The organism is Rhodococcus erythropolis R138 (assembly GCF_000696675.2).
GTDB classification, from domain to species: Bacteria; Actinomycetota; Actinomycetes; order Mycobacteriales; family Mycobacteriaceae; genus Rhodococcus_F; species Rhodococcus_F erythropolis.
In genome coordinates this window covers 1,591,060-1,615,616 of the sequence record NZ_CP007255.1, presented here as the reverse complement: position 1 = coordinate 1,615,616, position 24,557 = coordinate 1,591,060, and the positions used below count along the sequence as shown (strand labels likewise).

Sequence of the window (24,557 nt, the reverse complement as noted above, 5' to 3'; positions counted from 1 at the left end):
AACATCTTTCGAACTTCAGTTAAGCAAGGAGAACACCATGGAAATCAGCACCCCCGGCCACGAGCCGCGCCCCGTCCGTGCTCCCCGCGGCCCCGAGCTCACGACGCTCGGTTGGCAGCAGGAGGGCGCCCTGCGCATGCTCATGAACAACCTCGACCCCGATGTTGCCGAGCACCCGGACAGCCTCGTCGTCTACGGCGGAACCGGTCGCGCAGCACGTAGTTGGGCGGCATTCGACGCCATGGTCGCCACACTGAAGACGCTGAAGAACGACGAGACCATGCTGGTGCAGTCCGGCAAGCCGGTCGGTGTCTTCCGCACCAACGAGTGGGCACCGCGAGTGCTGATCGCCAACTCCAACCTCGTCGGTGACTGGGCGAACTGGGAAGAGTTCCGCCGCCTCGAAGACCTCGGCCTGACCATGTACGGCCAGATGACCGCAGGCTCCTGGATTTACATCGGCACCCAGGGAATCCTGCAGGGCACCTACGAGACCTTCGGCGCCATTGCGAAGAAGCGCTACAACGGATCGCTCGCCGGAACGATCACGCTCACTGCGGGTCTCGGCGGAATGGGCGGCGCCCAGCCTCTCGCCGTCACCATGAACGACGGCGTCGCGATCTGCGTCGACTGCGACATCACCCGCATCGACCGTCGTATCGCCCACAAGTACCTCGACACCAAGGCCGACAGCATCGAGCACGCGCTCGAACTGGCGACAGCGGCACGCGACGCCAAGAAGCCGCTCTCCATCGGCCTCGAAGGCAATGCGGCAGAGATCTTCCCGGCGCTGCTGGAGATGAAGGCCCCCATCGACATCGTGACCGACCAGACCTCGGCGCACGATCCCCTCGCCTACCTGCCGATCGGGATCGACTTCCCCGACATGAAGATCATGTCGGAGAAGGATCCGCAGAAGTTCACCGAAGATTCCCGCAACGCGATGGCCGCGCACGTCAAGGCCATGGTCGGATTCATGGACGCCGGCGCCGAGGTGTTCGACTACGGCAACTCCATCCGTGACGAGGCCCGCAAGGCCGGCTACGACCGCGCCTTCGACTTCCCAGGATTCGTTCCGGCCTACATCCGCCCGCTCTTCGAAGAAGGCCTCGGCCCCTTCCGCTGGGCAGCTCTCTCCGGTGATCCCAAGGACATCGAGGCCACCGACAAGGCCATCCTCGAGCTCTTTCCCGAGAACGAGCACCTGCGTCGCTGGATCACAATGGCAGGCGAAAAGGTTGCCTTCGAGGGCCTTCCGGCCCGCATCTGCTGGCTCGGATACGGTGAGCGCCACCTCGCGGGCCTCAAGTTCAACGAGATGGTCGCCTCGGGCGAACTGTCCGCGCCGATCGCCATCGGCCGCGATCACCTCGACTCGGGATCGGTCGCATCGCCGTACCGCGAAACCGAATCGATGATCGACGGGTCCGACGCGATCGCCGACTGGCCGCTGCTCAACGCCCTGGTCAACACCGCGTCCGGCGCTTCGTGGGTTTCACTTCACCAAGGCGGCGGCGTCGGTATGGGGCGCTCCATCCACGCGGGACAGGTGTGCATCGCCGACGGCACCGAACTCGCAGCCAAGAAGCTCGAAGCGGTTCTCACCAACGATCCTGGGATGGGCGTCATCCGGCATGCGGATGCAGGATACGACCACGCCATCGACACGGCGGCCACGCGCGGCGTCCGTATCCCGATGACCGAGAACTGAAACAGCTCCACCACCTCACCCTGAGTTAGGAATGACATTGACCACGAATGGTTCTCGAACCACAGTTCTGACCAACATCGGAACCCTCGTCACCAATGACCCGACTCTGGGTGAGGGCAAGCTCGGCGTACGACACGACGCGGCAATCGTTTTCGACGACGGCGTTGTTGCTTGGGTCGGCGATTCCGCCGACGCCCCGGCTGCCGATATCGGTCAGGATATCGGCGGTCGGGCCCTGCTCCCCGGTTTCGTGGAGAGTCACTCGCACCTGGTGTTCGGTGGCGAGCGGGCCGAGGAATTCGCAGCTCGCATGGCGGGCGAGAAGTACGCCGCCGGCGGCATTCGCAACACCATCGAAGCGACGCGCTCGGCCACCGACGAGCAATTGCAGGCCAATGTTCGGCGCCTACTCGACGAATCCCTGCGCTCGGGCAGCACAACCGTCGAATGCAAGACCGGGTACGGGCAGAACACCGAGAGCGAACTACGCAGCGCACTGATCGCCGGACAGTTCACCGACGAGGTCACACTGCTGGCCGCCCATGTTCCACCACCCGAATATGCCGGCCGCGCCGATGATTACGTCGCCATGGCGTGCGACGAGATGATCCCTGCCTGTGCGCCACACGCAAAGTGGATCGATGTCTTCTGCGAGCGAGGAGCATTCAACCGCGAACAGGCTCATGCAGTCCTGAGCGCAGGCGTAGCCGCCGGACTGATCCCCCGCGTCCACGGCAATCAGCTCGGCGAAGGGCCAGGAGTTCAGCTCGCCGTCGAGATGGGAGCAGCGTCCGTCGACCACGTCACGTACGTCACCGCCGAGGACATCGACGCCCTGGCTCAGAGTTCCACCGTCGCAACACTGTTGCCCGGCGCCGACTTCTCCACCCGCAACAAGTACCCCGACGCACGCGCACTGCTCGACGCCGGAGTCACCGTAGCTCTGGGCGCCGACTGCAATCCCGGTACCTGTTACACCACGAGCCTTCCGTTCTGCATCGCAATTGCGGTGCGAGACATGCACATGACGCCCGCTGAGGCAGTCTGGGCAGCCACTGCAGGTGGCGCTCGGGCGCTGCAGCGCACCGACGTCGGAACCCTTTCTCTCGGAACACGTGCCGACGCCATCGCGCTCGATGCACCGTCGTACCTCCACCTCGCCTACCGCCCGGGCGTGCCACTGGTGCGCGAGGTCTGGAAAAACGGCGCACTCGCCACAAGCTACTGAAATACACTCACCGGGAGGCCGTCGTGGCAAATCAGATCGCAGTCGACATCGAACCCAAGCCGTGGACCGGGCGCTCGGACGGCACCACTGCCGAGCATCTGCGGTGGCATGATGCCGTGCAACCGTATTCAGCCGAAACAGCTCCCGGCGACTGTGTTCTGATCGGATTCTCCAGCGACGAAGGAGTCCGCCGCAACAACGGCCGCCGCGGCGCCGCGGATGGCCCGGACGCATTGCGAGCGGGGTTGGCCTCCATGGCGCTGGCCGAACCACTGCAGATTCAGGACGCGGGAACCGTTGCCGTGTCGGGTGAAGAACTCGAGGCCGGTCAGGCCGCACTCGGGAACGCCGTCAGTGCCGCGCTCGATTCGGGACACTTCCCCGTGGTTCTCGGGGGAGGACACGAAATCGCCTACGGTACATATCTCGGCGTCGCGGGCTCCGAGTTGCGAACCGCCGGAGCCAAACTCGGAATCCTCAACTTGGATGCGCACTTCGACCTTCGTGGCGACCCGATCCCCAGTTCCGGCACGCCCTTTCGTCAGATCGCCGAGGACGAAGCCGCGGCAGGCACCTCACATCAGTACAGCGTGATCGGAATCAGCCAACCGAGCAACACCACTGCTCTGTTCGACACGGCTCACCGCCTTGGCGTTCGCTATCTGCTCGACGAAGAATGCGGAGTGATCAGTCGAGGCGTCGTGGATCAGTTCCTCGCAGACTTCCTCGACGACGTCGATCTGGTCTACCTGACCATCGACCTCGACGTGCTTCCCGCCGCCGTGGCGCCGGGCGTCAGCGCACCCGCGGCCTACGGCGTCAGCCTGGAAACAATCCAATACGTATGTGATCGAGTCACATCCAGCGGAAGGCTCGCGGTTCTCGATATCGCCGAACTGAACCCGAGCCTCGACATCGACAATCGCACTGCCCGGACCGCTGCTCGCCTGATCCACCGGATAGTCACCAAGCACGTGCCGGTTCGGCGCTAGCATCGGCGCGCCTCCAGCGCATCGAGGATGAGATCGAGACCGTAGGCGAACTCACTCGTGTGGTCGTAAGCCGGACTCAGACCGTGATCGACGATCATCTCGTGAAGGAAGGGCAACTCTTCAGCCGGAAGGCGCTCGAGGATGTCACTCGCAACTTCTTCGACGTCGACGGGCCCGCTGATCGGCAGATTCGCCTCCTGGAGAACATATCCGCCGATGTAACTGTCGATCAGCGAGGCTCCGTGGGCGGCCATCGGCAGCGTGAACCCGGCCTTCCGGAGGACTCCGAGCACAGCGTCGAGATGACGCAGGGTCGCCGAGCCAGGGTTGCGTCGCGAATCCAGCAGACCGAGAGCCCAACGGTGCTGCGACAGGACTGTGCGAGCGGAAAAGGCGCGTCCACGGATTGCATCTCGCCAATCCGCACACTCGCCGTCGGGTAGGTCGATCGCCTCGAAGACCGCATCGACGAGGCCGTCGAGAATCGCATCTTTGTTGGGCACGTGGTGGTAGAGCGACATCGCCTCGATGCCCAACTCCTGGGCCACCCGTCGCATCGTGACGGCCTCGACACCACCCGCGTCGGCAACGCGGATCGCACCCTCGATTACGCGAGTCCTGTTCAGCGACTGTCGCGGCTGCCGTGACACACAGACTCCCCTCCGAGGAACGAATACGTTGACAACCTTACATCCGTAAGTCACCCTTACAGGTGTAAGCCAGCCTTACGTTCGTAAGGCGCTCGCGAAGGGAGACCGCAATGCCGATGCCGAGATGGTGGGGACACGTCAACAAGCGAGTGTTCAATCCTCGCGCGATCTCGAGCGGGAAATGGCCGGTACTGACACACGTCGGACGCACATCCGGCACGACCTACCGGACACCTCTCGACGCCTATCCGGTCGAGGGTGGCTACGTCTTCATTCTGGTGTACGGATCAGGCTCGGACTGGGTGCAGAACGTCTTGAAAGCGGGGAGCGCTCGACTGTCGGTCGACGAGACGGAGGTGAGCCTCGGCGCCCCGCGCCTCGTCGCGAAAGACGAAGCATTTCAAGCACTTTCCTCAGATGTGTCCCAACCCCCGAGACTGCTCCGCATCACCGAGTACCTTCGGATGGATCTGCTTACGGCCTGAGGCTGCCCGTCACGCGAGGACCTCACGCACGGCGGACCTGACTTCGTCCATGCTGCAACCGGATTCGATCAGTTCAGTACCCGTATGCACCAGCGAGTTGATCAACTTGGCGGTGAGCTTCGGGTCCGACACGCCACGAAGGCGAAGGGCCTCGACAAGCGGGAGCACAAGACTGTCGTGCATTTCCATGATCCGCGAATCCCGAAACGTTTGCGGGGTCAGCGTCGCCAGCGCTCCGACTATCGCATGCTCCCCGTCGGCTACCAGTTGGAGGTTCGCTTCGACGTAAGCCCATATCGGATCGTCTGCGCCTGCCATCGCCTCGACGATCTTGTCGTTCCAGCGCGGGAACATATCTTCGACGACGGCACTGAGGAGATCTTCTCGGGACCGGAAGTAGTGGTAGGCACTCGACCTGGCGAGCCCGGCCTTCGCTGCCACCTCACCGAGCCCCGGCGGCCGGTCCGGGGTCTCGGACAGAAGAGTGTGTGCAGCGTCGAGGAGGGCACGCCGCTGAGCAGCACGATGCTCGACCACAGTGGGGGCATCGATCCTCGGCACCGAATCTCCTCCAGTCCCCTTGCGGGCTTACTCGCTCTGACGCAATCGACCGTCAACCATTTCGAGGATGCGGTCGCAGTGCCCGAGCACGTCGTGATCGTGGGTCACCATGATCGTAGCGACGCCGGCCTCGTGAGTTTCGCGCGAGAGCAGTTCAACCACCTCATGGCTACGTTTTCGGTCGAGAGCAGCCGTCGGCTCGTCGACGAGCAGTAGCGAGGGATTGCTCATCAATGCCCGAGCGATACCGACGCGCTGTCGTTCACCGCCGGAGAGTTGACCAGGTCGACGATCCGCACGGTGGCTCATACCGACCGAGTCGAGCAATTCCTCGGGATCGCGACCAGGCCGCCCCGTGAGCTTGGGAATCAGCCGAAGCTGATCGCGCGCCGTCAGCGCTGGAATCAGATTGCCGGATTGAAAGACGAAGCCGACCTTGTCTCGTCGAAGTTTGGCCAATGCACGGGCCGGCATCGCCGACACGTCGACGCCGTCGATGACAATCGTTCCACTCGACGGCCGACCGAGTCCGCCTGCCACAGCGAGCAAGCTCGACTTTCCAGCCCCTGACGGTCCGACGATCGCCACGAGTTCGCCGCCCGTGACCTCGAGGTCCACGTTGTCGAGGGCGAGCACTGTGGAGTCACCGTCACCGAATCGAAGACTGACAGCGGTCAATACCAGTCCGGTAGTGGTTTTTTCGACTGTGGTCATCGGTTTTCCCCCAATGCGGTGAGCGGGTTGACACGCGTAACGCGGACGATGGAAACGGCTGCGCCGATCAGCCCGAGTACCGCCAAGAGCACTGCGCCGTTGACGACAGGGCCGGACTCCAGAGCGAACGGCATCCCACCGCCTTCGAGTCCCGAGCCGAGCCCCAAGCCCAGCAACACACCGATGCCGATGGAACCAAGCAGCACTACCAGTGCCTGTGCCATGCCGTCGCGAAGCAGAAAGCCGGTGGAGGCTCCCATCGCACGCAACACTGCGAGTTCGCGACCACGCTGAACTGTCCAGATACTGAAGAATGCGCCGACGACCAGTGCGGAGATCGCGTACAGAAACGCCTTGATCATCGACATTGTCATCATTTCCGCGGAGAAGCCCGGTGAGGAGTCGAAAGATTCCTCGAGCGTCTTTGCGGACGTTCCCGCCGCCGCATCGCCCGATGCGAGGTTCGGCAGTGTATCGTCCAGCCCGCGAATCGCGACAACACTCGCTTCGGAATACGCACTGGCGTTGGCGGTTTCGCCGATCTTGGCACCGGCGTGAACCTCCTGCCAGGTACGCAGGGGCAGGTAGGCGACGTCGACGTGCCCGAAAGTGCGCTTGTCTTCGGTGAATCCGACAACTGTCAGCTCCGTACCGAGTCGATCGAGTATCACCGTGTCACCGATCGCAACACCATCATCACGGAAGGTAGAGCTGACGATGATGTCCGTGTCGGCTTGCAGTCCCCTCCCGTCGGCGGTGACGGGCTCGAGGAAGGAGCCAGGTTCGATACCGAAGAGCGTGAGATCGACAGGCGTGCCACTGCGAGTTTTTGCATTGACGATCATGTTTCCGAACAGTTCGGCGTCTTGGACATCCGGTTGCGCGCGCCATGCCTGCGCCTGCTCTTCGGTGACGACCGACCGTGAAAAGGCAGAGTCTGCCTTCGTGTCCGGAGCGAAGGCGAATGCCTGGATCGGTGTCCGTTGCAAAGCGGACACACCATCATTGACCAGGCCGGACGAGAGGCCGGACAGGATCACCATCAAGATCGAGATGAGGGCAACCACGGCGCCCATCAAGAGGAATCGGTTTCGCGCAAACCACAGTTCACGCAGGGCGAGGAACATTCGGGAAGCTCCAAAGTCGTCGGTGCGAGTCACGCCGACTTTTATCGACGCCTTGTCGAAATCATATCGACAAGGCGTCGAAAAACTATGTGAGGTGCGTTACTACTATTCGTAGTAGACATCGTGAAGCGCTGAGCGCCGTATCAGCCCCCGACGCCCACGGGCCGATCGCCGACAATCGAGATTCGATCCATCACACGACGAGCCGGGAAGTAGTCACTGGCCGCGTAATGCTGGCAGGTCCGATTGTCCCAGAAGGCAACAGTATTCGGCTCCCACTTCAGTCGGACCTGGAATTCCGGACGATTGACGTGGCGATACAGCATCGTGAGAAGTTCGTTCGATTCCTCTTCGGATACACCCAAGATCCGTTGCGTGAAGGTCATGTTGACGAACAACACCCGCCTGCCGCTTTCCGGAATGACCCGAACCACCGGATGCTGCACCGCGGGGAACTTCGGACGCAACATCTCGACCGCATCCGCCGGCATCGACCTACCGAACGAGTTGATCCAATCATGTTCTGCAACAAGCGGGTCGATACGCTTCCTGACGTCTTCCGGAAGAAGATCGTAGGCAGCAGCGGCGTCAGCCCACAACGTGTCACCACCCACCTCTGGCACCTCGACTGCACGAAGTACGGCGGCAAATGAAGGAAACTCGTGCCACGTCACGTCGTTGTGCCAGTTGTTCTCGACGCCGCCGACCATCGCATCCTTGGCCAGCGTCGTGACATCGACGTCCGTCTGCCCTGGCTGCGTGTACTTGAAGAACGGATGCTGTTCGAGATCGCCCCAACGCTCGGCAAAAGCTCGATGTTCTGCTCGGCCGAGGTCCTGATCCCGAAAGAAGAGGACTTTCCATTCGAGGAGAGCGCGGCGAAGTTCCGCAATCACGGCATCAGACAGGTCCCCACCGAGTCGAATACCGGAGATTTCCGCTCCGATCGTCGGCGTGACCGCCTTGACCGCAAAGTGTTCGTACGGCGCCGGAACTACGGACTCGGGATTCCGGCGAGCGACAAGTGGACCATAGGCAGCAAGCGGATCGGTGGGGATCGGAAAGATCGTTGCCGCAGGCAAAAGGGTAGCCATCAAGGCACTTCCTCGGAATCGACGATGTCGTAACGGACAAAATCCAGATTAAGGCTATGTCCTTAACGTGTCAACGGTCACGTTCTCCGGCGCGCACCTTGACCCTGACGCCGCGTCAGGGTTGGAGAATGGTTTCCACAGACGAAATCCGAATCGACAAACGGGAGGGCGAGGCGATGATGACCATCGGCGAGCTGGCGAATCTGGCCGGCACCACCGTCAGATCCGTGCGCTACTACCACTCGAACGGGCTTCTCGAAGAACCACAACGCCAACCCAACGGCTACCGCATGTACCGGGCGGTGGACCTGGCACGACTGAGCCGCATCCGCCGCCTGCGCGATCTGGGGATTCCAGTTGCCAAGATCGCCGAACTGCTCGACGGCGACGCTCACGACACCCGGTCCGCACTCGACGCACTCGACAAGGAACTGGCAGCCAAGGCCGAACAGATCGCGGTTCAACGTGCTCACATCGAGTCGCTACGCCGCAACGCCGATCCCGAACTACCCGACGCGTTTTCGGAAGTGCTCGCACAGTATGTCGTTGCCGGTGCACCGACAGCGTGGATCGACAACGAGCGCGAACTCCTGATTCTCGCGCTCACCGTCTCCGGGGGTGATCCCGAAGTCTGCGATTCACTCCTGAGCGCACACCGCCGGGCGTTGGCGAAGCCGAACCGCAAGCAGGCAATCGAATTGATTACTCGCATGTACGCCCTCACCGACGCTCCGGCGGACGCCGACACGATTGCGGCCCTTGCCATTCAGTTCTGCGATTTCACCGAGAGAGTGCTTCCTGAACAGGCCGCACCGGAACGCCCTTCACCCACCCGGTTGGTAGCGGTGCTGCGCGAGCACCAAGCAGATCGAAGAACCCCGACCCAGGAAAGATTCGCGAAGGCTGTAGCGGCCGAGTTCGCTGCCCGCCAGTCTCGACCCTGAAACTCCGCCACTGAATCCCCACATCGGAAGTGGGGTGATCAACGCTGCCCGAAAATGGGCTCGAAACAAGGACACGACACGACAATGACTGGATCCATCATGCCCAGATCACGCACGCCTCGACCACGAAAGTGGCTGGCTACCACAATCGCCGCTGCCGCACTCGCAGTACCTGCACTGGCGGCGTGCTCGGATCCTGCTGCTCCGCAGGAAGATCCACAATCGAATCTCAGCGCGTTCTACGACCAGGATGTCGAATGGGGGCCATGCGCCACAGACACCGGAACATCGACGGCAAGTGACTGCGCCATGGTCACAGTACCTTTGGACTATTCCGCACCTGACGGCAAGACGATCGAAGTGGCGATCTCGCGGGTCGCGTCCACCGACCCTGCACAGCGACGCGGGATCTTGCTCACCAACCCTGGTGGCCCGGGTGGCCGCGGTCTGGGATTGCCCGAGATTCTGAATGCCGGGATGACACCGGAAGTCGCAGCGGCATACGACGTCATCGGCATGGACACCCGAGGACTCGGCAAGAGCACGCCGATCGACTGCGGCGTCGAGCAGATGACATGGATGCGTTCACCGGGTACCACAGAGGAAGGGTGGAACGAAAGTGTTGCGCTCGCACGCGAGGCCGCTGACACATGCTGGGACAAGTACCCGGACTATCTGCCGCACATCAATACTCAGAACATCGCCCGCGACCTCGACGTGATTCGTGGCGCCCTCGACCAGGAGAAGGCGTCGTACTTCGGGTGGTCGTACGGCACATATCTTGGTGCGACCTATGCGCAAATGTTCCCAGACAGGATCGACCGTGTGGTTCTCGACAGCGCACCGGACCCGAAGAAATACGGATACGAGATGTTCCAGGACATGGGCCCGGCCAATGAGAAAGCGATCGACGGATTCTCACAGTGGGCAGCAGAACGCAATTCCACCTATGCACTCGGATCGACGCCCGCCGAAGTTCGCGCCCTCATCGAGAAGCTGATCTCGGACGCTGCCACCACTCCGATTCAGATCGGTGACTACGCCGTCGACGATCACGTCCTTCCATTCCTGATGTACGTCAACGGAACCGGGGACACCGAAAAGGAAAGCGAGGCATTCGCGCAGGTATTGGTTCAGTTGCGCGAACTCGCCGCAGGCAAGACCGTCGAGGACATCCATCCCCAGCTGACGGGACTGATGCAGGCGTGGTTCCAGACCGAATTGGGGACCGGCCCGGACTATGCCGGAACAATCGCCATTGTCTGCGGAGACGTGTCGATGCCGAGCGATCCCGCGTGGTATCGCAACAAGTTGGAGGAGCACCGTGGTGATCAGCCGATCTTCGCCGGCACGCACAACACGATCATGCCCTGCGCGTTCTGGCGCAGTGAGGCCCCGAAGCGGATCGACATTGACAACAACGTTCCGGCATTGCAGATCCAGGCAACCGGTGACACCCGCACGACGTACGACGAAGGCCTCGGCATGCATGAAGCGATGAAAGGTTCACGGCTCGTGACAGTTCCAGGCCGCACTCATGCGGTGTTCCCGGGCTACGCGAATACTTGCGCAAACGCCGCCGTCAACTCGTACCTGCTCGACGGCTCACTGCCCGCCGAAGACGTGGTGTGCGAGTCGTGACGATATCCGGCGATCCCATCACCGGAAGACCTGCGTGATCTGATGCGCGATTGCCCCTCGACAATCGCGCATCAGGCAGACAGAATAGTTCGGTGAGTCCCATTCATCGGGCCGATGGCGAGGTTTCCGCAATTGGTCGTTCCACCGAGATCCTGAAGACTTTTCGTGACAGCTCAGGCGTTCTCAGCGCAGCCGCGCTTGTTCGACGGACAGGCATGGCCAAAACAACGGTGTATCGCATGGTCGACGATCTCGTCCGAGTCGGGTTGCTCGAACGGCAAGGAACCAACTACCGCTTGGGTCTCCTCCTGTTCGAGATCGGCGAATCTGTTCCACGGCAGCGAAACCTCCGCGAAGCAGCCCGGCGCCACCTTTCGGCCTTGCGTGAAGCAACGGGACACAACGTGGGACTCGCTGTATTGGACGGTTTCGACGTGGTTTACCTTGATGTCTTCCGTGGCGACGACGGACCACGCCTTCCGCAGCAAATCGGTGGTCGGTGGCCTGCACACGCAAGTTGTTCCGGCAAAGCAGTATTGGCGTTCACCAACTCTCGGGATTTCACGATGCCCACTGTCCTCGAAGCACACACCGAGAACACCATCACCGACCCCGAACTCTTCCACCGAGAACTGGATCGTGTTCGCAAGCGTGGTGTCGCCTTCGACCGCCAGGAAGCATTTCCCCGGATCGTCGGCGCCGCAGCACCAATATTCGGCCCGGACGAAGACGTCCTCGGCGCCATCTCCATTTCCGGTATGGCAGGCCGAATAAATCTGACCCGTATCGACGCGGCGGTGCGGACGACGGCAATCGCCATCTCACGTGATCTCTCGAGTGCCCAGTCCGTCGTCCGCCCTGTCCTACAACGACGCTGACGCCGTCAACCGCGCCCGACGTACGGCATCCGGTTTGCCATGATCGTCAAAGTCGGGACATTCACGTCGAGTGGTAGATCTATCAGTTGCACAACGGTGTTCGCGACATGACGAGGGTCGAATGTCGGCTCGGGCCTGGTGGTGCCGTCAGCTTGTCGTGCCGAGTGGCCGATTCCGGCTGTCATGTCAGTTGCCGCATTGCCGATGTCGATTTGACTGCAACAGATGTCGAATTCTCGGCCGTCGAGAGAGATCGACTTCGTCAAACCTGACACACCGTGTTTGGTCGCGGTGTAGGCGGCACTGTCGGGCCGGGGCGTGTGAGCGGAGAGCGACCCGTTGTTGATGATCCGGCCTCCTCTCGGATCCTGTGTTTTCATGATACGAATCGCTTCACGCGCACAAAGGAATACGCCGGTGAGATTGGCTGCGACTGTCGCGTTCCACGCTTCAGGATCGATCTCGTCCACACTCCCCGACGGCCCGAATGTCCCTGCGTTGTTGACAAGCACATCGAGTCTGCCGAAACGCTCAGTCACGGATGTGAACAACCGATGAACCGATTCGGGCGAGGACACATCAGCGGGAATTACCACTGCACGCTCGTGACCCCCACCTGTCGCTTCCAAGCTCACGCTGTTTCGACCAGCCAATACAACGTGGTGTCCTGCATCGAGTAGACCTCTGGTCATTGCGCGGCCGAGTCCCGACCCTGCACCGGTCACGACCACGACTCGGCCGACACGCTCAGTGATTGTCACCGTGTACCTCCGTTCCACGCCTGCCCACCAGGAAATCGAAATCGACTCCGCGGTCGGCCTGCATCACATGATCCACGAACAGTCGTTGATACCCACTCGTACTCTTTTGTACGCGTGGCGGCAACGCCTCGAGACGCCTGGCCAGCTCGTCGTCGTCGACGAGTACACGCAAGACTCCACGAGCAACATCCAACTCGATCAAATCACCATCCCTGACCGCGCCGAGAGGCCCACCGGCTCCCGCTTCAGGCGCAACGTGCAAAACGACTGTGCCGAAGGCTGTTCCGCTCATTCGCGCATCCGAGATCCTGACCATGTCTCGCACACCCTGCTCGAGCAGCCTTCGAGGGAGTGGCAGATTACCTACCTCTGGCATACCCGGAAACCCCTTCGGCCCAGCACCGGTGAGGACGATGACGTCGTCGGCTTCGATGTCGAGATCCGGCGAGTCGACGCGCGCCGAGAAGTCGTCCATTCCGTGAAACACGACCGCACGACCCACGTGGCTGAGCAACTCGGGCGACGCCGCAGACGGCTTGATCACTGCACCGTTCGGCGCGAGATTGCCGGTCAATACCGCTATGCCGGCTTGCTCCAGCAACGGTGCCGCCGTGCTACGAATTACGTCGTCATCCCAAATCGTTTCGCCGGAGTTGTTCTCACCGAGAGTCTTTCCGGTAACCGTGGCGGCATCCAGATGGAGGATGTCTCCGAGCTCGGCGATCACCGCGGGCAGTCCGCCTGCGTAGAAGAAATCTTCCATCAAATAGGTACCCGAAGGCATGAGGTTGACCAGCAGGGGAACGTCACGACTCTGCTCCCCGAAATCGCTGAGTTCGAGGGGAATTTCCAGCCTCCCGGCGATGGCAAGCAAGTGCACCACAGCGTTGGTGGACCCACCGATAGCCGTGTTCACCTTGATCGCATTCTCGAATGAATTTCGGTCGACGACCGAAGACATCGTCAGGTTCTCGACGACCATCTCCACGATTCTCACGCCGCTGTCGCGTGCAAGTACACGTCGCCGTGAATCCACTGCCGGGATCGCAGCATTACCGGGCAGCGTGAGGCCCAAAGTCTCGACAATCGAAGCCATCGTCGACGCGGTGCCCATAGTGTTGCAGTGACCAGGCGATCGAGACATCGCCGATTCCGCTGCTCTGAACTCACATTCGCTCATGCACCCCGCTCGCACTGCTTCACTCATCTCGAACACCGAGGTTCCAGATCCGACAGTTTTACCTTGATGGCGGCCGTTCAACATGGGCCCACCGGATACGACAATGGTGGGAAGGTCACAACTGGCTGCGCCCATTACCAGTGCCGGGGTGGTTTTGTCGCAGCCGCAGAGCAGTACGACGCCGTCGATCGGATTGGCTCGAATCGACTCCTCCACGTCCATGCTGACGAGGTTCCGATAGAGCATCGTGGTGGGGCGGATGATCGTCTCACCCAATGACATCACCGGAAACTCAACTGGAAATCCGCCCGCTTCGATGACACCCAGTCGCACCTGCTCGGCCAGATCTCTGAAGTGAGCGTTGCACGGCGTGAGCTCGGAATACGTGTTGCAGATACCGATAACCGGTCGGCCGTCGAACATCCGATCAGGGATACCCTGGTTCTTCATCCACGAGCGGTGGATGAATGCATTGAGATCATTGCCTCCGAACCAATCCTGCGAGCGAAGTGTTCTACTCGTCGGTGTTCTACTCATCCGAACCCTCCAAACCAAGGATTGCCCTTGCCTCCCCAGGTGTTGCAGGCTGCATTCCGAGTCGCTGGACGATGTCGACGATGTTCTCCACCAAACGAACGTTCTCGGCCGGCTCCCCATTCGCGAGAAACGGATAGTCTTCGATTCCCACGCGCACGTGCCCACCGAGCACGAGTGCATGAGTCAGACCACGCAGTTGATCTGGCCCGCTGATGCTCACGGAGAAGACCGATTTCTCCGGTAGGTGTTCCACCATCTGCTGCAAGATCTGCGGGGAGTACGGCATCGCATTCTGAAAAGTTCGATCGAGTCCCAGTACAAGATTGACGAGGTGCGGGCCAGGCTGCTCTTCGGTCAACGTACGTATCTCCTGGAGCAGATGTGACGGGCTGAAGGCCTCCCATTCAGGTTTGATTCCTAGTTCGCGCATTGACGCTGCCAGTTCGGCGGCACGACTGGGCGGCGTGTCCATCAGTACCTCACCGACCGGTGATGTCACATAGGCCGTGATGGCATCGAGCGTGCATGTGTCTGCTCCGCCATGCAGGCCCTGCAGCCTCGCGTCCCAGTCCACGACGCGCGTTCCGTCACTGCGAACACTCACCATGTCACCGTTGACTCCGCCGCCGGTCGAGTTGTTGATCACGATGTCGCAGCTTTGGCGGACAAGCGTATTCATCCGCCGATAGATTGCGGCATCACAGGTCGCTTGATCGTCCGGTCGTCGAGCATGAAGTGCTGCCACGCTGGCTCCAGCGCTGTGGCAGCGTGCCACATCCGCCGCAATCTGCTCAGGCTGAGTCGGAATGAACGGATTGTCGGCAACAGTGAGGAAGCCACCCGTCGGGGCAACTGTGACGATGACCTTGTCTCGCAGATCGCTCATGCCGGAACGCTCTTGTAGCTGGATGCGGCGAAGAACATGGCAATCGCCGATGCCCCAGGGTCCTCGACGCCCCTGGCGTGTTCTCCCACGTAGGTCGCGCGTCCGCGGCGGGCGAGCATCGCGCGAGTCGATTCGGCGCCGAGCCTCGCAGCCGTGGCCGCAGAGCTCAAGGCAGCAGACAAGGTTGCCCCGCTGACTGCCGCCTCGGTCAATGCGCTGGTTGCGGGGACCATGGCGTCGACCATGGTCTTGTGACCCACCTGGGCATTGCCGAGACGCTGCACCGCAGCTGTCGCCGTACCTAGGGCAGAAGCCAAGTCTGTTGCGGTCACTTCAACTCCAGAGACTGCTCCGATCCGGCCGAACCACAGACCGAGAAGTGGTCCGCTTGTCCCACCGATGCCGAGAAACGCATCCGACGTACGGGCGAACACTTCACCAGGACTGGTCGGCGGGTCGGAACGAAGTCGTTGCACCGCACTTCGCAGGCCCGTCCGCAGATTCATTCCGAAATCGCCGTCTCCGACAAGCCGGTCCAAATCTGTGAGGGAATCGAATTGATCTTCGGCGGCGTCGGCAAATCGATCGATCCACGCCCGAGTGTCCCCAACGCTCAACGTTGTCATCATGAAACTCTTTTCAGTAGTGCATATTCGAGTTACCAAGCGAGTGCGGGAGTGCGTACCGTTGCATCCCAAAGATCCAGAAACTCCTCGGTCGAACGGAGAAGGGTGATAGAGAGCCCGTGCATATCCAATGCAGTGACGAAAGAACCTGCAATCACCCGATCCAAACCGATACCGGCATCCCCTAGGAAAGACTTCAATTCTGCAGTGGCAATCGATAATTCGAGTCCATGGGTTGCCCCTAGCCCATTCACTATCGCTATCACACCATCCCCGCGCTCCACCCCGACAGCATCGAGGATCGGCTCCGACAACTGCGCCACGAGTTCGGCGGCAGGAACCGTCGGACGCGTCTCACGTCCACGCTCGCCATGGATTCCGATGCCGAACTCCATCTCCCCCGGCGCCAGTTCGAAGGACGGACGATCCTGTCCGGGAGCCGTGCACGAGCGGAAAGCTGCACCCAACGTCGCCGACGCCGCCACCACCCGGCGCCCCAGGTCAGCGATCTCGGAAAGCGCCCAGTGCCGTTCCGCGGCCGCCCCACAAATCTTCTCCACGGCGATTACCGCAGCGGTACCACGACGTCCAGGTCCACCCTCGTCTGCAGTCGTCGTCGCGAGGTCGTCGTCGACCATCACGATCTCCACTTGCCGCTCAGTTCCGAGTAACTCGGCCGCGATCGAGAAATTCAGTTTGTCTCCGGTGTAGTTCTTCACGATGAGAAGTGCACCCCGTCCGGTCTCGACAGCATTGACCGCAGCACGGATCTGAAAGGCTGTGGGACTGGCGAAGACCGACCCAGGAACTGCGGCGTCCAACATGCCGGATCCGACGAACTCCGCGTGTAACGGCTCATGCCCGGCCCCGCCACCTGAGACCAACACAACTTTGTCTCGGGCGACAACCGCGCGAGTCACAAACAACGGATCTCGGTGGTAGGAGAGCATTTCCGGGTGCAGGATCTGAAGTCCTTCGAGCGCTTCGCGGACTACATCCTCGGGCCGGTTGACCACATGGCCGATCATGACGAACTCTCGGACGCCGACATTGGGCCGACAGGGAAGCGAACCGCAAACGCACTCACACACGTGCGAACGTTGTCACCGACCCGTATCCCAGCCGCCGCTGCGGGCTCGTTGACATACGAAACAGTTCCGTTGTGCCACATATCCATTCCATTGCTGATCTCGGCAGAGTCGTGACTGACCGCTACGCCGGCAAGTCCCGAATCTCCCATGCGGACGATTCCGATGATCCCCGCGTTGTCCTTGCCGATTCCGGCATCGTTCAGCACAGCCAACGCACAGCCCGTCGCAATCGCCATCCGCCCTGACTCTTGACCGCCGTTGGATGCCGCAACGACGATGCGGTCGCGGTCCGACCGTTCGATCTGCGACATACTGTCCATGACGACAATCTGTCTACCGTTCTCCACACCGACAATGTTCCGAAACATCAGTCGACGCTCCTCTCTATCAGTGCCAGCACTTCTTCGGAAACGCGGCTGCCCACACGCACACCCGCTGCGACTGCAGTCGGATTGGCATACGTCACGATGCCGCACTCCCACACGTCCTTGCCATCTCCGATACGCGAACTCTCGTGTCCGACTGCAATGCCGACGATCTTCTGGGCGTCGATCGCAGCCAAACCTGCGATTCCTGCCTTGTTCTTCCCTATGCCGGCGTCATTGCACACCACAACACGAACCCCGAACCCGACGGCGTACTCTCCAGCACTCGTCCCTCCGTGTGATCCGGTCACGATCACATCACCGGCCTGAGCCGAGGAAGCAAACGCAATCGAATCCATGATCCACACTCTCTTTCCGTTAGAGGAATGAACCAAAGTAGGTTCGGCACCTTCGGTTTCAACTACTCGCATGGACATCCACCCCTAGAATTCGACGTGCCTGATCAGGACTTGCGGGTTCACGCCCGTACCGCCGAGCGATCGAAACAACTTCGGCGACCAGATCAGGTGTGGAGGGGTATCCCAGTTCTTCGTAGTGGTAGTCACCGGCACCGATTGCTACATGGCCCCCGCGCTTGATCGACTCCTCCGCTGCTGCAAGAACATTGCCTCGGTAGGCCGAGACGATCCACTCCACTGGAAGATCAGTCGGCAGGAGGTCCAGTTGCGCACGTAGCCCTGCTGCTGTCGCCGGATGTGCAGCCGGAAACTCGTCACCACCGAGAATGAAAGCGATCACCAATGGTGACGACGGATTCCGCACCCTTGCGTGGGCGAAGATCGCGCGCGTCCAACTCACGTTGAATGACGTCTGATACGGCACCAGACCCAATTCACCAGCGCGCGAAAGTAACTCGATCTGTGTTCGAGTGTCGTTGACGAAGACCCTGGAATCGGTTGCGAACAAGCCTGTCGTCGCATCGATCAAGTCCATCGCCGCACAGCCCATATCGACGACCAAGAAGTCGGAACGTCGTTTCGGATCACTTTGGTTCGGGGCAAGATTCGACAGCCGCTCATCTATCGTGTAGCCGGGAACATTGGCCATCGACGGCGCAAGCAGCAGATTCGATACCGCCCGAACCCGCTCGACGATCTCTCCGTAGGTCGCCGCCGAGTGATCCACGCCGCCGTCCACGGCTCGACCGTGAAAATGCATCAACGACGCCCCCGCATCCTCACAAGCGCGAGCAGTGTCGGCTATTTCGCTGGGCGTCCACGGAATGTGGGGATTGGGTGCGCGCATGGTGTTCTCGTTGACGTGCACTCCGATGATTACCGGTTTCTCCGTTGTATTGGACGTTGCGTCAAGAGTCATGTCGCTCCTTCGCAAGATTCCAACCGGCTGTCATCGACTGACCTCCGTCGACCGTCCACGTCTGACCCGTCACGAAACCGGCGCCGGGACCAGCGACAAAGGTCACGACTTCGGCAATCTCAGCCGGCTCCGCGTAACGGCTCAACGGGATCGACTGCAAGATGGCGCTCTGCATTTCAGGGCTCTGGGCCCGACTTGCAAGCGGTGTCCGCGTCGAACCCGGTGCAACACAATTGACTCGGATCCCCTCGCCGGCGAGCTCGATCGCGAGTTGTGTGGTCAACGCGACCACGCCACCTTTCGAGGCGGAATACGCGGCACGGTCTACGCTGCCGCGTAGGCCGGAAACCGAGGCAATTGTCACCACCGATCCGCCGCCATCTCCGGCGAGCAGATCCACGAACTCCCTGACCACCGCAAACGTGGAAACGAGGTTCAGCTCGAGGGTTCGCCTGAATCGATCGGGTGTGGTGTGCCGGATCGGCGCGTTGTCCGCGGTTCCCGCCGAGGTCACAACCGTGTCGACACGACCGAACAGCTTTTCGGCGACGTCGCGAAGCCGTCGGATATCCCCCTCATCGGTGACATCCACTCGAACGCCGACTGTCCGTGTATCTGGTTCTGGCGCAGTGTCTCCGGATGTATGCGACAGGTCGGCAGAGATGACATTCCAACCCAAGTCGGCGAATCGTTTGCACGTTGCCAGGCCGATCCCCGATGCGCCACCAGTGACGATCGCTACCTTCCTACTCACGACTACAGCACCTTCCTCATGTCGCGAATGGGATTCGACCCGTCCCACTCCTTCGATGCAGCCTCGACTGCGCGAAACAGATCACCCTTCCTTCCGCTGACCTCCGAGATTTCGATGACTGTTCCCGGATACGGGCCGTCCTCGTAGTACACGAATCGCTCGTCCGGAGCGCCACTACCGGACCTACCACTCTGCAATTCGACGAGCCCTCGGTTCTTGGATTCCTCCATATATCGATCGAAATCCGTTGTCCAGTAGGCAACATGTTGAAGTCCTTCGAGCCCGCGATCGGCGAACTCGCGAAATGCCGACGGCTCATCGTTGTGTTGTTGAATCAGCTCGATCTGCACGCTTCCGCTGTGCGCGAGCGCCACACTGAATCGAGGCGCACTCGACTTGCCACGGAAGACGAAGTCGTTCAACGGTTGGTCCTCCACGAAGAAGAAGGGGCCAACGCCGACAACGTCGATCCAATGCTTCAGCGCACTGTCGATGTCGTTGACCACAAAACCCAATTGGCGCAAAGGCCCGAAGTATCTACTCACGAAGTCCTCGTTTGTTCGTTGCCGACGAAACCACGGTCGACGACTGTGATCCTGATAAGTGATGATGTCCTGCGCATGCTCGCCTGAAGAATGAAGAATTCCCGTTGATCGGGAATCTTCCGGGCCGAGACTCGGCTCAAACCTGCTCAGGTGCAACCAAGGTTCCGGCGTCGCGCTCCGCCCGGTAATCCAGAGTCAGTTGGGCGTTGGCCTTGTCGGCCTTTCTGGTGATCACCTTGAGCAGCAGCACGATCAATGCTGCCGTCGCCAGCACCGCGGAGTACACCCCGATTGCCGGTGTGAAACTGTTGGTCGCGTCCTTGATCCAGCCGGTGACCTGTGGACCGAAATAGCCTCCGAGGTTACCCATTCCGTTGATGACACCGAAACCTGCCGCCAAGGCAGCGCCGGTAAGGAAGCTCGAAGGCATGGTGATGAAGATGCTCATCGAACTGTAGAGACCGATCCCGGCGATGCAGAATCCGAAGATGGCGACAACCGGTGTGGTGAAGAACAGCGCAGCAATAGCAAAACCGAGTGCTGCGACCGATGCGGCGATGGCGAAGTGCACGGGGCGCTCTCCGGCGCGGTCCGAATGGCGCGTCCACCAGATCATCGGTCCGATCGCAATCAGTGCAGGTAGTGCGGCAACCCATCCGATCTGATTGGTGCTCATCCCGAATTGCGCGTAAATCTGCGGCATCCAAATCTGGAAACCGTTGAGGCTGAAGGTGAAACAGATGAACACGGCGATCAACACCAGTACTCGTGGGTGCACGAGTCCCTGGAGGAAGCTGTGCTTACCGACGACCGCTTCGCGCTCTTGCGCCTCCGACTCGAGCGTATCGGCGAGCCAACCGCGTTCTTCCTCGGAGAGGAACTCCGCCTCGGAAGGCTTGTCCCGCAGAACCTTGTAGATCACAAACGCCATGACCACGGCGGGGACGCCGGTGAGAATGAATACCCATCGCCATCCGGAAAGCCCGAGAAAGCCGTCGATAGCCATCAGGTGTGTGGTGATCGGAGTACCCAGGCTGGAGATACAGATGAAGGTCACGATCCACGCCATTGCTTTGCCTCGATCCCGATTCGGGAACCACTTCGAGACGAAGAACAGCATGCCGGGCGAAAAGCCTGCTTCGGCAATACCCAACAGGAATCGTGCTGCCACCAATCCGCTGGCACCCTGAACGAACGCGGTTCCGATGGTGACCACGCCCCACGTGATCATGATTCGTGTGATCCAGCGCCGCGCACCGACCTTTGTGAGGATGTAGTTGCTGGGGGGTTCGCAGATCGTGTAACTCCAGAAATAGATTCCGGCCGCAAACCCGAACATCGAGGCCGATATTCCGAGTTCTTTGTTCATCGTCAATGCTGCAACGCCGATGTTCAATCGGTCGAGATACAGGACGATGTATGCCAATCCGATGACCGGCATGAAGCGGAGCATGACCTTCCGGACGGTCCTGGCCGGAAGGGGAAGTTGCTCGGTGACTGTTCTTTCGTGACGCATGATTCACCTCGTACTCATTCGAACACATCATTGTGATGGCTGACACAGAGACGATGCGGGTCGCGATTCGAACTTCACAGACACGATTCCCGATGATCGGTACTCGATTCGTGAGCAATCGACCGGCCGCGGTGACAAGAAGGCGGAGTGCCTGTCGGTTTCGACAGGCACTCCGCGCGGTGAAACATAGGCGTTCCGGGGGTATTCAGCCAGTCAGCTCGCTCTTGATCTCGTTCTTGAGAACTTTGCCGACCTTGGAGCGAGGTAGATCGTCCCAGACGATGACTTGCTTCGGAGTCTTCACACTTCCGATGCGAGACTTCACGAAAGCCATCACCTCGGCGCCGTCGATGTCTGCGCCGAGGTGTGGCTGCACCACTGCCACAACACGTTCGCCCCACTTGTCGTCCGGCAACCCGATCACTCCGCAGTCCTGAATCCCCGGATACGCCATGAGTGCCTGCTCCACCTCGACCGAATAGACGTTGAAACCGCCGGTGATGATCATGTCCTTCGCACGATCGACGATGAACAGGAAATTGTCCTCGTCCAGGTACCCGATGTCGCCGGTGTGATGCCAGCCGTGGGCTGACGCTTCCGCGGTTGCGTCGGGGTTCTTGTAATAACCCGCCATCACCAATGAACTGCGAATCACCACCTCACCACGCTCGCCACGTCCGAGCAGCGCGCCTTTGTCATCCATGATCCCCACGGTCACCAGCGGCGAAGGTCGACCCGCCGACGAAAGTCGTGACGTTGCGACAGTGCCGTCCGGGCCGAAATGCTCCTTCGGTGACATCGTCGAGATCATCATGGGGGCTTCACTCTGCCCGAACAGCTGAGCCATGACCGGTCCGATCTTGTCGATCGCCTCCTCTAGCCTGGTCGGGGAGATCGGTGCCGCGCCGTACCAGAAACACTGCAGCGAGCTACGATCCGTTACCGCGAGGTCCTCGTGCTCGAGCAACATGTAGATGAGCGTCGGCGGCAGGAAGGTGTGAGTCACCTTGTGCTTCTGAACGTTCGCGAGGAAGTACCCGAGATCGGGCTTCGGCATGATCACCACTTCGCCGCCGAGGGCCATGATCGGGAAGCACAAAACACCGGCGGCGTGAGTCAACGGCGCCAACGCCAGATACACCGGGCGCCCCTCGAATGGATAACTCATCAAAGTGATTGCGGTCATCGTCTCGATGTTGTGCCCGGTCAACATCACGCCCTTGGGGCGGCCCGTCGTACCACCGGTGCCGACCAGCATGGTGACGTCGCCGGGCGCCGCGGCGTCGAGTTCTTCTTCCCCGAGCCAGCTTTCGAGGGACTGTGCCGAATCCCATTCGCCGTCGATACAGACGAGCGTCACCAACTGTGGAAGCGCGTCCTTGATCTGGTCGACGAGCGGCGCATAGGACTTCTGGAAGAAGAGAGCACGACAATCGAACAGATCCAACAGGTCTCGGTTTTCCGCAGCTTCGTTGCGAGGGTTAATCGGGCACCAGACCGCGCCAGCCCTACTGATACCGAATACGCAGGAGAACGAGATCGGGTCATTGCCGGACAGAATCGCGACCTTCTCGCCCGCCGCGATGCCCGAAGCAGCGAGCGAAGCTGCGAAGCGTCGGCTGAACTGTTGCACCTCACTGTAGGAGAGAGTGCGCTCCCCCATCGTCAAACACGGTGCGGTGGAACCAAGAGAGGCTCCCTTGTCGAGATAGTCGGTCAAACGCATGGGGAGCCTCCAGGGCGGGGCTCCCGGCGCGATGCACGCCGGGAGCCGTGAACATGATGACGAGGGCGACGAGCTAGGCGTTGATGGTTACTTCCGGCTCCAGAGCCAGCCCGAAACTACGCAGCGCGCCGAGTAGTTCGCGATGGCCGAACGCCTGGCAGGCCGAGGCAAGCCCGGTCCTCTTGGGCGCCTGCTGAAGCAACGAATGCGCTGCATAAGCGTGCAGGAGGCCCGTCTGCTTGTAGTTGCAGTTTCCGTGGATCACGACGTGCGAGCGACCCAGCGGTCCCGACGCGTAGACGGAGTCGAGTGAGGTGTTGATGCGCGGATTTTCACGAGGGGGCATACCCGCCTGAACCGAACCGGCGATCTCGGCCAAGGCGGCTTCCTGCTCGTCGGCGGGCAGGGTCTTGATCTGCTCCTCCACGATCTTCTGTGTCGCGACAACACCTTCCATCACGGTGCGGTCGAACACCCCGCCCGCAGCCTTGACGTTGGAAACTCGCGGATCGTTCTTGAACCACACGGGGTGGCAAGTTCCGCCCCACGGCAATGCAAGCGCAGTTTCGTGCTGGCCGGGAACGACGACGTCGAAAGTCTGGCCGGGCGCCCACTGCACGTACTTGTTCTGCTCGAGGTAGTACCAGTTCGCCTTGAGGATGGTGAAGATCGTCTGAGTGGAGGCGTAGGTGGGAAATCCCTTCCACAGCACGAGAATGTCGAGCGTATCGAGACCCGGCGTTTCCAGTGCGATGTTGGCCGCGATCTCACCGGTGGTGTACATCTGCGCGATACCGGGCGAGAGAAGCAGACCCTTCTCCTGGTACTTGTCGCCGAACTTCTCCTGGACGTCGAGTACCCAGTCCTGCTCACCGGTGGTGTCCATGTAGTGGCAACCGGCATTCAACGCAGCCTCGACGACGGTGCCGCCAAGCTTGATGAACGGCCCGACCATGTTGCTGACAACCTGTGCGCCGGTGAACAGTTCAGTGAGCGCCTCGACGGTGTGCTCGACCTCGACGACCTCGTGATCGACGGTGTCCAAACCGGGGATCTTGTCGAGGACCTCTTGGATGCGAGCGGCGTCGCGACCGGCTGCGATGAACGGGATGTTGAACTCGCGCAGGTATTCACACACCAGACGGCCGGTGTACCCGGAGACGCCGTAGACGATGACTGGCTTCTTTTCGGACATGTTCGTGGAACC

At 60.8% G+C, this 24,557-nt stretch carries 25 protein-coding genes; 7 read left to right on the top strand and 18 right to left on the bottom strand.

Going from position 1 to position 24,557, the window contains the following annotated elements; translation table 11 throughout:
- The first annotated feature begins 37 nt into the window (after positions 1-37).
- Genes hutU through hutG form a run of 3 tightly spaced genes read left to right on the top strand, consistent with a single transcriptional unit; the run spans position 38 to position 3,931 of the window.
- Entirely contained in the window at positions 38-1,711 is a 1,674-nt protein-coding gene (gene hutU / locus H351_RS07565) for a urocanate hydratase (RefSeq protein WP_019745352.1), read from the top strand.
- A 37-nt stretch (positions 1,712-1,748) separates the two neighbouring features.
- Entirely contained in the window at positions 1,749-2,939 is a 1,191-nt protein-coding gene (gene hutI, locus H351_RS07560) for an imidazolonepropionase (RefSeq protein WP_029256288.1), read from the top strand.
- A 23-nt stretch (positions 2,940-2,962) separates the two neighbouring features.
- The gene (gene hutG / locus H351_RS07555) at positions 2,963-3,931 is read left to right on the top strand and encodes a formimidoylglutamase (RefSeq protein ID WP_029256289.1); all 969 of its coding nucleotides are present in this window, start codon (positions 2,963-2,965) and stop codon (positions 3,929-3,931) included.
- On the opposite strand, the gene H351_RS07550 is transcribed toward hutG, so the two are convergent.
- Positions 3,928-4,581 carry a TetR/AcrR family transcriptional regulator C-terminal domain-containing protein gene (locus tag H351_RS07550; protein WP_029256290.1) on the bottom strand — a complete coding sequence of 218 codons (654 nt, stop codon included), beginning with the start codon at positions 4,579-4,581 and terminating at the stop codon, positions 3,928-3,930. The genes hutG and H351_RS07550 overlap by 4 nt on opposite strands.
- A 110-nt stretch (positions 4,582-4,691) precedes the next feature.
- On the opposite strand from H351_RS07550, the gene H351_RS07545 reads away from it, so the two are divergent.
- A complete protein-coding gene (locus H351_RS07545) occupies positions 4,692-5,066 on the top strand; it encodes a nitroreductase family deazaflavin-dependent oxidoreductase (protein WP_021345589.1) in 375 nt (124 codons plus the stop codon).
- A gap of 9 nt (positions 5,067-5,075) precedes the next feature.
- Here the strand turns inward: H351_RS07545 and H351_RS07540 are convergent, their stop codons facing one another.
- The 4 genes from H351_RS07540 to H351_RS07525 form a co-directional block, all read right to left on the bottom strand.
- A complete protein-coding gene (locus H351_RS07540; RefSeq protein WP_029256291.1) occupies positions 5,076-5,627 on the bottom strand; it encodes a TetR/AcrR family transcriptional regulator in 552 nt (183 codons plus the stop codon).
- A gap of 27 nt (positions 5,628-5,654) precedes the next feature.
- Positions 5,655-6,341 (bottom strand): ABC transporter ATP-binding protein, encoded by a 687-nt coding sequence (locus H351_RS07535; RefSeq protein WP_020970838.1) that lies wholly within the window; start codon positions 6,339-6,341, stop codon positions 5,655-5,657.
- Complete coding sequence (locus H351_RS07530) at positions 6,338-7,468, bottom strand: ABC transporter permease (RefSeq protein WP_029256292.1); 1,131 nt, start codon at positions 7,466-7,468, stop codon at positions 6,338-6,340. The genes H351_RS07535 and H351_RS07530 overlap by 4 nt, the downstream gene beginning before the upstream one ends.
- A gap of 143 nt (positions 7,469-7,611) precedes the next feature.
- Positions 7,612-8,562 carry a TauD/TfdA dioxygenase family protein gene (locus H351_RS07525; RefSeq protein WP_029256293.1) on the bottom strand — a complete coding sequence of 317 codons (951 nt, stop codon included), beginning with the start codon at positions 8,560-8,562 and terminating at the stop codon, positions 7,612-7,614.
- A 128-nt stretch (positions 8,563-8,690) separates the two neighbouring features.
- On the opposite strand from H351_RS07525, the gene H351_RS07520 reads away from it, so the two are divergent.
- The 3 genes from H351_RS07520 to H351_RS07510 all read left to right on the top strand — a co-directional run bounded on the left by H351_RS07520 (position 8,691) and on the right by H351_RS07510 (position 12,025).
- Positions 8,691-9,506 (top strand): MerR family transcriptional regulator, encoded by an 816-nt coding sequence (locus tag H351_RS07520; protein ID WP_019745361.1) that lies wholly within the window; start codon positions 8,691-8,693, stop codon positions 9,504-9,506.
- A gap of 99 nt (positions 9,507-9,605) precedes the next feature.
- Positions 9,606-11,147 (top strand): alpha/beta fold hydrolase, encoded by a 1,542-nt coding sequence (locus tag H351_RS07515; protein ID WP_238076580.1) that lies wholly within the window; start codon positions 9,606-9,608, stop codon positions 11,145-11,147.
- A 92-nt stretch (positions 11,148-11,239) separates the two neighbouring features.
- Complete coding sequence (locus H351_RS07510; RefSeq protein WP_019745363.1) at positions 11,240-12,025, top strand: IclR family transcriptional regulator; 786 nt, start codon at positions 11,240-11,242, stop codon at positions 12,023-12,025.
- Between the two features lie 5 nt (positions 12,026-12,030).
- Here the strand turns inward: H351_RS07510 and H351_RS07505 are convergent, their stop codons facing one another.
- The 13 genes from H351_RS07505 to H351_RS07445 form a co-directional block, all read right to left on the bottom strand.
- Positions 12,031-12,786 (bottom strand): SDR family oxidoreductase, encoded by a 756-nt coding sequence (locus H351_RS07505; protein WP_029256294.1) that lies wholly within the window; start codon positions 12,784-12,786, stop codon positions 12,031-12,033.
- Positions 12,773-14,503: an IlvD/Edd family dehydratase gene (locus H351_RS07500; protein WP_029256295.1), complete on the bottom strand. Its 1,731-nt coding sequence runs from the start codon at positions 14,501-14,503 to the stop codon at positions 12,773-12,775. The genes H351_RS07505 and H351_RS07500 overlap by 14 nt, the downstream gene beginning before the upstream one ends.
- Positions 14,496-15,389: a beta-keto acid cleavage family enzyme gene (locus H351_RS07495; protein WP_020909189.1), complete on the bottom strand. Its 894-nt coding sequence runs from the start codon at positions 15,387-15,389 to the stop codon at positions 14,496-14,498. Before H351_RS07495 ends, H351_RS07500 begins: the two co-directional genes overlap by 8 nt.
- Positions 15,386-16,018 carry a dihydroxyacetone kinase subunit DhaL gene (gene dhaL / locus H351_RS32480; RefSeq protein ID WP_020909190.1) on the bottom strand — a complete coding sequence of 211 codons (633 nt, stop codon included), beginning with the start codon at positions 16,016-16,018 and terminating at the stop codon, positions 15,386-15,388. The genes H351_RS07495 and dhaL overlap by 4 nt, the downstream gene beginning before the upstream one ends.
- 29 nt (positions 16,019-16,047) lie before the next feature.
- Positions 16,048-17,043: a dihydroxyacetone kinase subunit DhaK gene (locus H351_RS32475; RefSeq protein ID WP_029256297.1), complete on the bottom strand. Its 996-nt coding sequence runs from the start codon at positions 17,041-17,043 to the stop codon at positions 16,048-16,050.
- Positions 17,040-17,474 carry a hypothetical protein gene (locus tag H351_RS07480; RefSeq protein ID WP_020909192.1) on the bottom strand — a complete coding sequence of 145 codons (435 nt, stop codon included), beginning with the start codon at positions 17,472-17,474 and terminating at the stop codon, positions 17,040-17,042. Before H351_RS07480 ends, H351_RS32475 begins: the two co-directional genes overlap by 4 nt.
- Positions 17,474-17,830, bottom strand: coding sequence for a hypothetical protein (locus H351_RS07475; RefSeq protein WP_127160019.1), 357 nt, complete (start codon positions 17,828-17,830; stop codon positions 17,474-17,476). The genes H351_RS07480 and H351_RS07475 overlap by 1 nt, the downstream gene beginning before the upstream one ends.
- A gap of 58 nt (positions 17,831-17,888) precedes the next feature.
- Positions 17,889-18,809, bottom strand: coding sequence for a beta-keto acid cleavage family enzyme (locus H351_RS07470; RefSeq protein WP_019745366.1), 921 nt, complete (start codon positions 18,807-18,809; stop codon positions 17,889-17,891).
- A complete protein-coding gene (locus H351_RS07465; RefSeq protein WP_019745367.1) occupies positions 18,799-19,563 on the bottom strand; it encodes an SDR family NAD(P)-dependent oxidoreductase in 765 nt (254 codons plus the stop codon). The genes H351_RS07470 and H351_RS07465 overlap by 11 nt, the downstream gene beginning before the upstream one ends.
- 2 nt (positions 19,564-19,565) lie before the next feature.
- Positions 19,566-20,108 carry a VOC family protein gene (locus tag H351_RS07460; protein ID WP_020909194.1) on the bottom strand — a complete coding sequence of 181 codons (543 nt, stop codon included), beginning with the start codon at positions 20,106-20,108 and terminating at the stop codon, positions 19,566-19,568.
- 136 nt (positions 20,109-20,244) lie between these two features.
- A complete protein-coding gene (locus H351_RS07455; protein ID WP_029256299.1) occupies positions 20,245-21,624 on the bottom strand; it encodes an MFS transporter in 1,380 nt (459 codons plus the stop codon).
- A 205-nt stretch (positions 21,625-21,829) separates the two neighbouring features.
- A complete protein-coding gene (locus H351_RS07450; RefSeq protein WP_029256300.1) occupies positions 21,830-23,350 on the bottom strand; it encodes an AMP-binding protein in 1,521 nt (506 codons plus the stop codon).
- A gap of 73 nt (positions 23,351-23,423) precedes the next feature.
- Complete coding sequence (locus H351_RS07445; RefSeq protein ID WP_019745371.1) at positions 23,424-24,545, bottom strand: DUF5938 domain-containing protein; 1,122 nt, start codon at positions 24,543-24,545, stop codon at positions 23,424-23,426.
- Between the last annotated feature and the right edge of the window lie 12 nt (positions 24,546-24,557).

Excerpts from the sequence above, each read along its gene's own strand:
- H351_RS07520 (WP_019745361.1), top strand. The coding sequence starts at position 8,691 with ATGGTTTCCACAGACGAAATCCGAATCGACAAACGGGAGGGCGAGGCG.
- H351_RS07495 (WP_020909189.1), bottom strand. The coding sequence starts at position 15,389 with ATGAGCGATCTGCGAGACAAGGTCATCGTCACAGTTGCCCCGACGGGT.
- H351_RS07455 (WP_029256299.1), bottom strand. The coding sequence starts at position 21,624 with ATGCGTCACGAAAGAACAGTCACCGAGCAACTTCCCCTTCCGGCCAGG.
- H351_RS07525 (WP_029256293.1), bottom strand. The coding sequence starts at position 8,562 with ATGGCTACCCTTTTGCCTGCGGCAACGATCTTTCCGATCCCCACCGAT.
- H351_RS07475 (WP_127160019.1), bottom strand. The coding sequence starts at position 17,830 with ATGGATTCGATTGCGTTTGCTTCCTCGGCTCAGGCCGGTGATGTGATC.
- H351_RS07445 (WP_019745371.1), bottom strand. The coding sequence starts at position 24,545 with ATGTCCGAAAAGAAGCCAGTCATCGTCTACGGCGTCTCCGGGTACACC.
- H351_RS07535 (WP_020970838.1), bottom strand. The coding sequence starts at position 6,341 with ATGACCACAGTCGAAAAAACCACTACCGGACTGGTATTGACCGCTGTC.
- H351_RS07530 (WP_029256292.1), bottom strand. The coding sequence starts at position 7,468 with ATGTTCCTCGCCCTGCGTGAACTGTGGTTTGCGCGAAACCGATTCCTC.
- dhaL (WP_020909190.1), bottom strand. The coding sequence starts at position 16,018 with ATGATGACAACGTTGAGCGTTGGGGACACTCGGGCGTGGATCGATCGA.
- H351_RS32475 (WP_029256297.1), bottom strand. The coding sequence starts at position 17,043 with ATGATCGGCCATGTGGTCAACCGGCCCGAGGATGTAGTCCGCGAAGCG.
- H351_RS07450 (WP_029256300.1), bottom strand. The coding sequence starts at position 23,350 with ATGCGTTTGACCGACTATCTCGACAAGGGAGCCTCTCTTGGTTCCACC.
- H351_RS07500 (WP_029256295.1), bottom strand. The coding sequence starts at position 14,503 with ATGAGTAGAACACCGACGAGTAGAACACTTCGCTCGCAGGATTGGTTC.
- H351_RS07480 (WP_020909192.1), bottom strand. The coding sequence starts at position 17,474 with ATGTTTCGGAACATTGTCGGTGTGGAGAACGGTAGACAGATTGTCGTC.
- H351_RS07470 (WP_019745366.1), bottom strand. The coding sequence starts at position 18,809 with ATGACTCTTGACGCAACGTCCAATACAACGGAGAAACCGGTAATCATC.
- H351_RS07545 (WP_021345589.1), top strand. The coding sequence starts at position 4,692 with ATGCCGATGCCGAGATGGTGGGGACACGTCAACAAGCGAGTGTTCAAT.
- H351_RS07515 (WP_238076580.1), top strand. The coding sequence starts at position 9,606 with ATGCCCAGATCACGCACGCCTCGACCACGAAAGTGGCTGGCTACCACA.
- hutU (WP_019745352.1), top strand. The coding sequence starts at position 38 with ATGGAAATCAGCACCCCCGGCCACGAGCCGCGCCCCGTCCGTGCTCCC.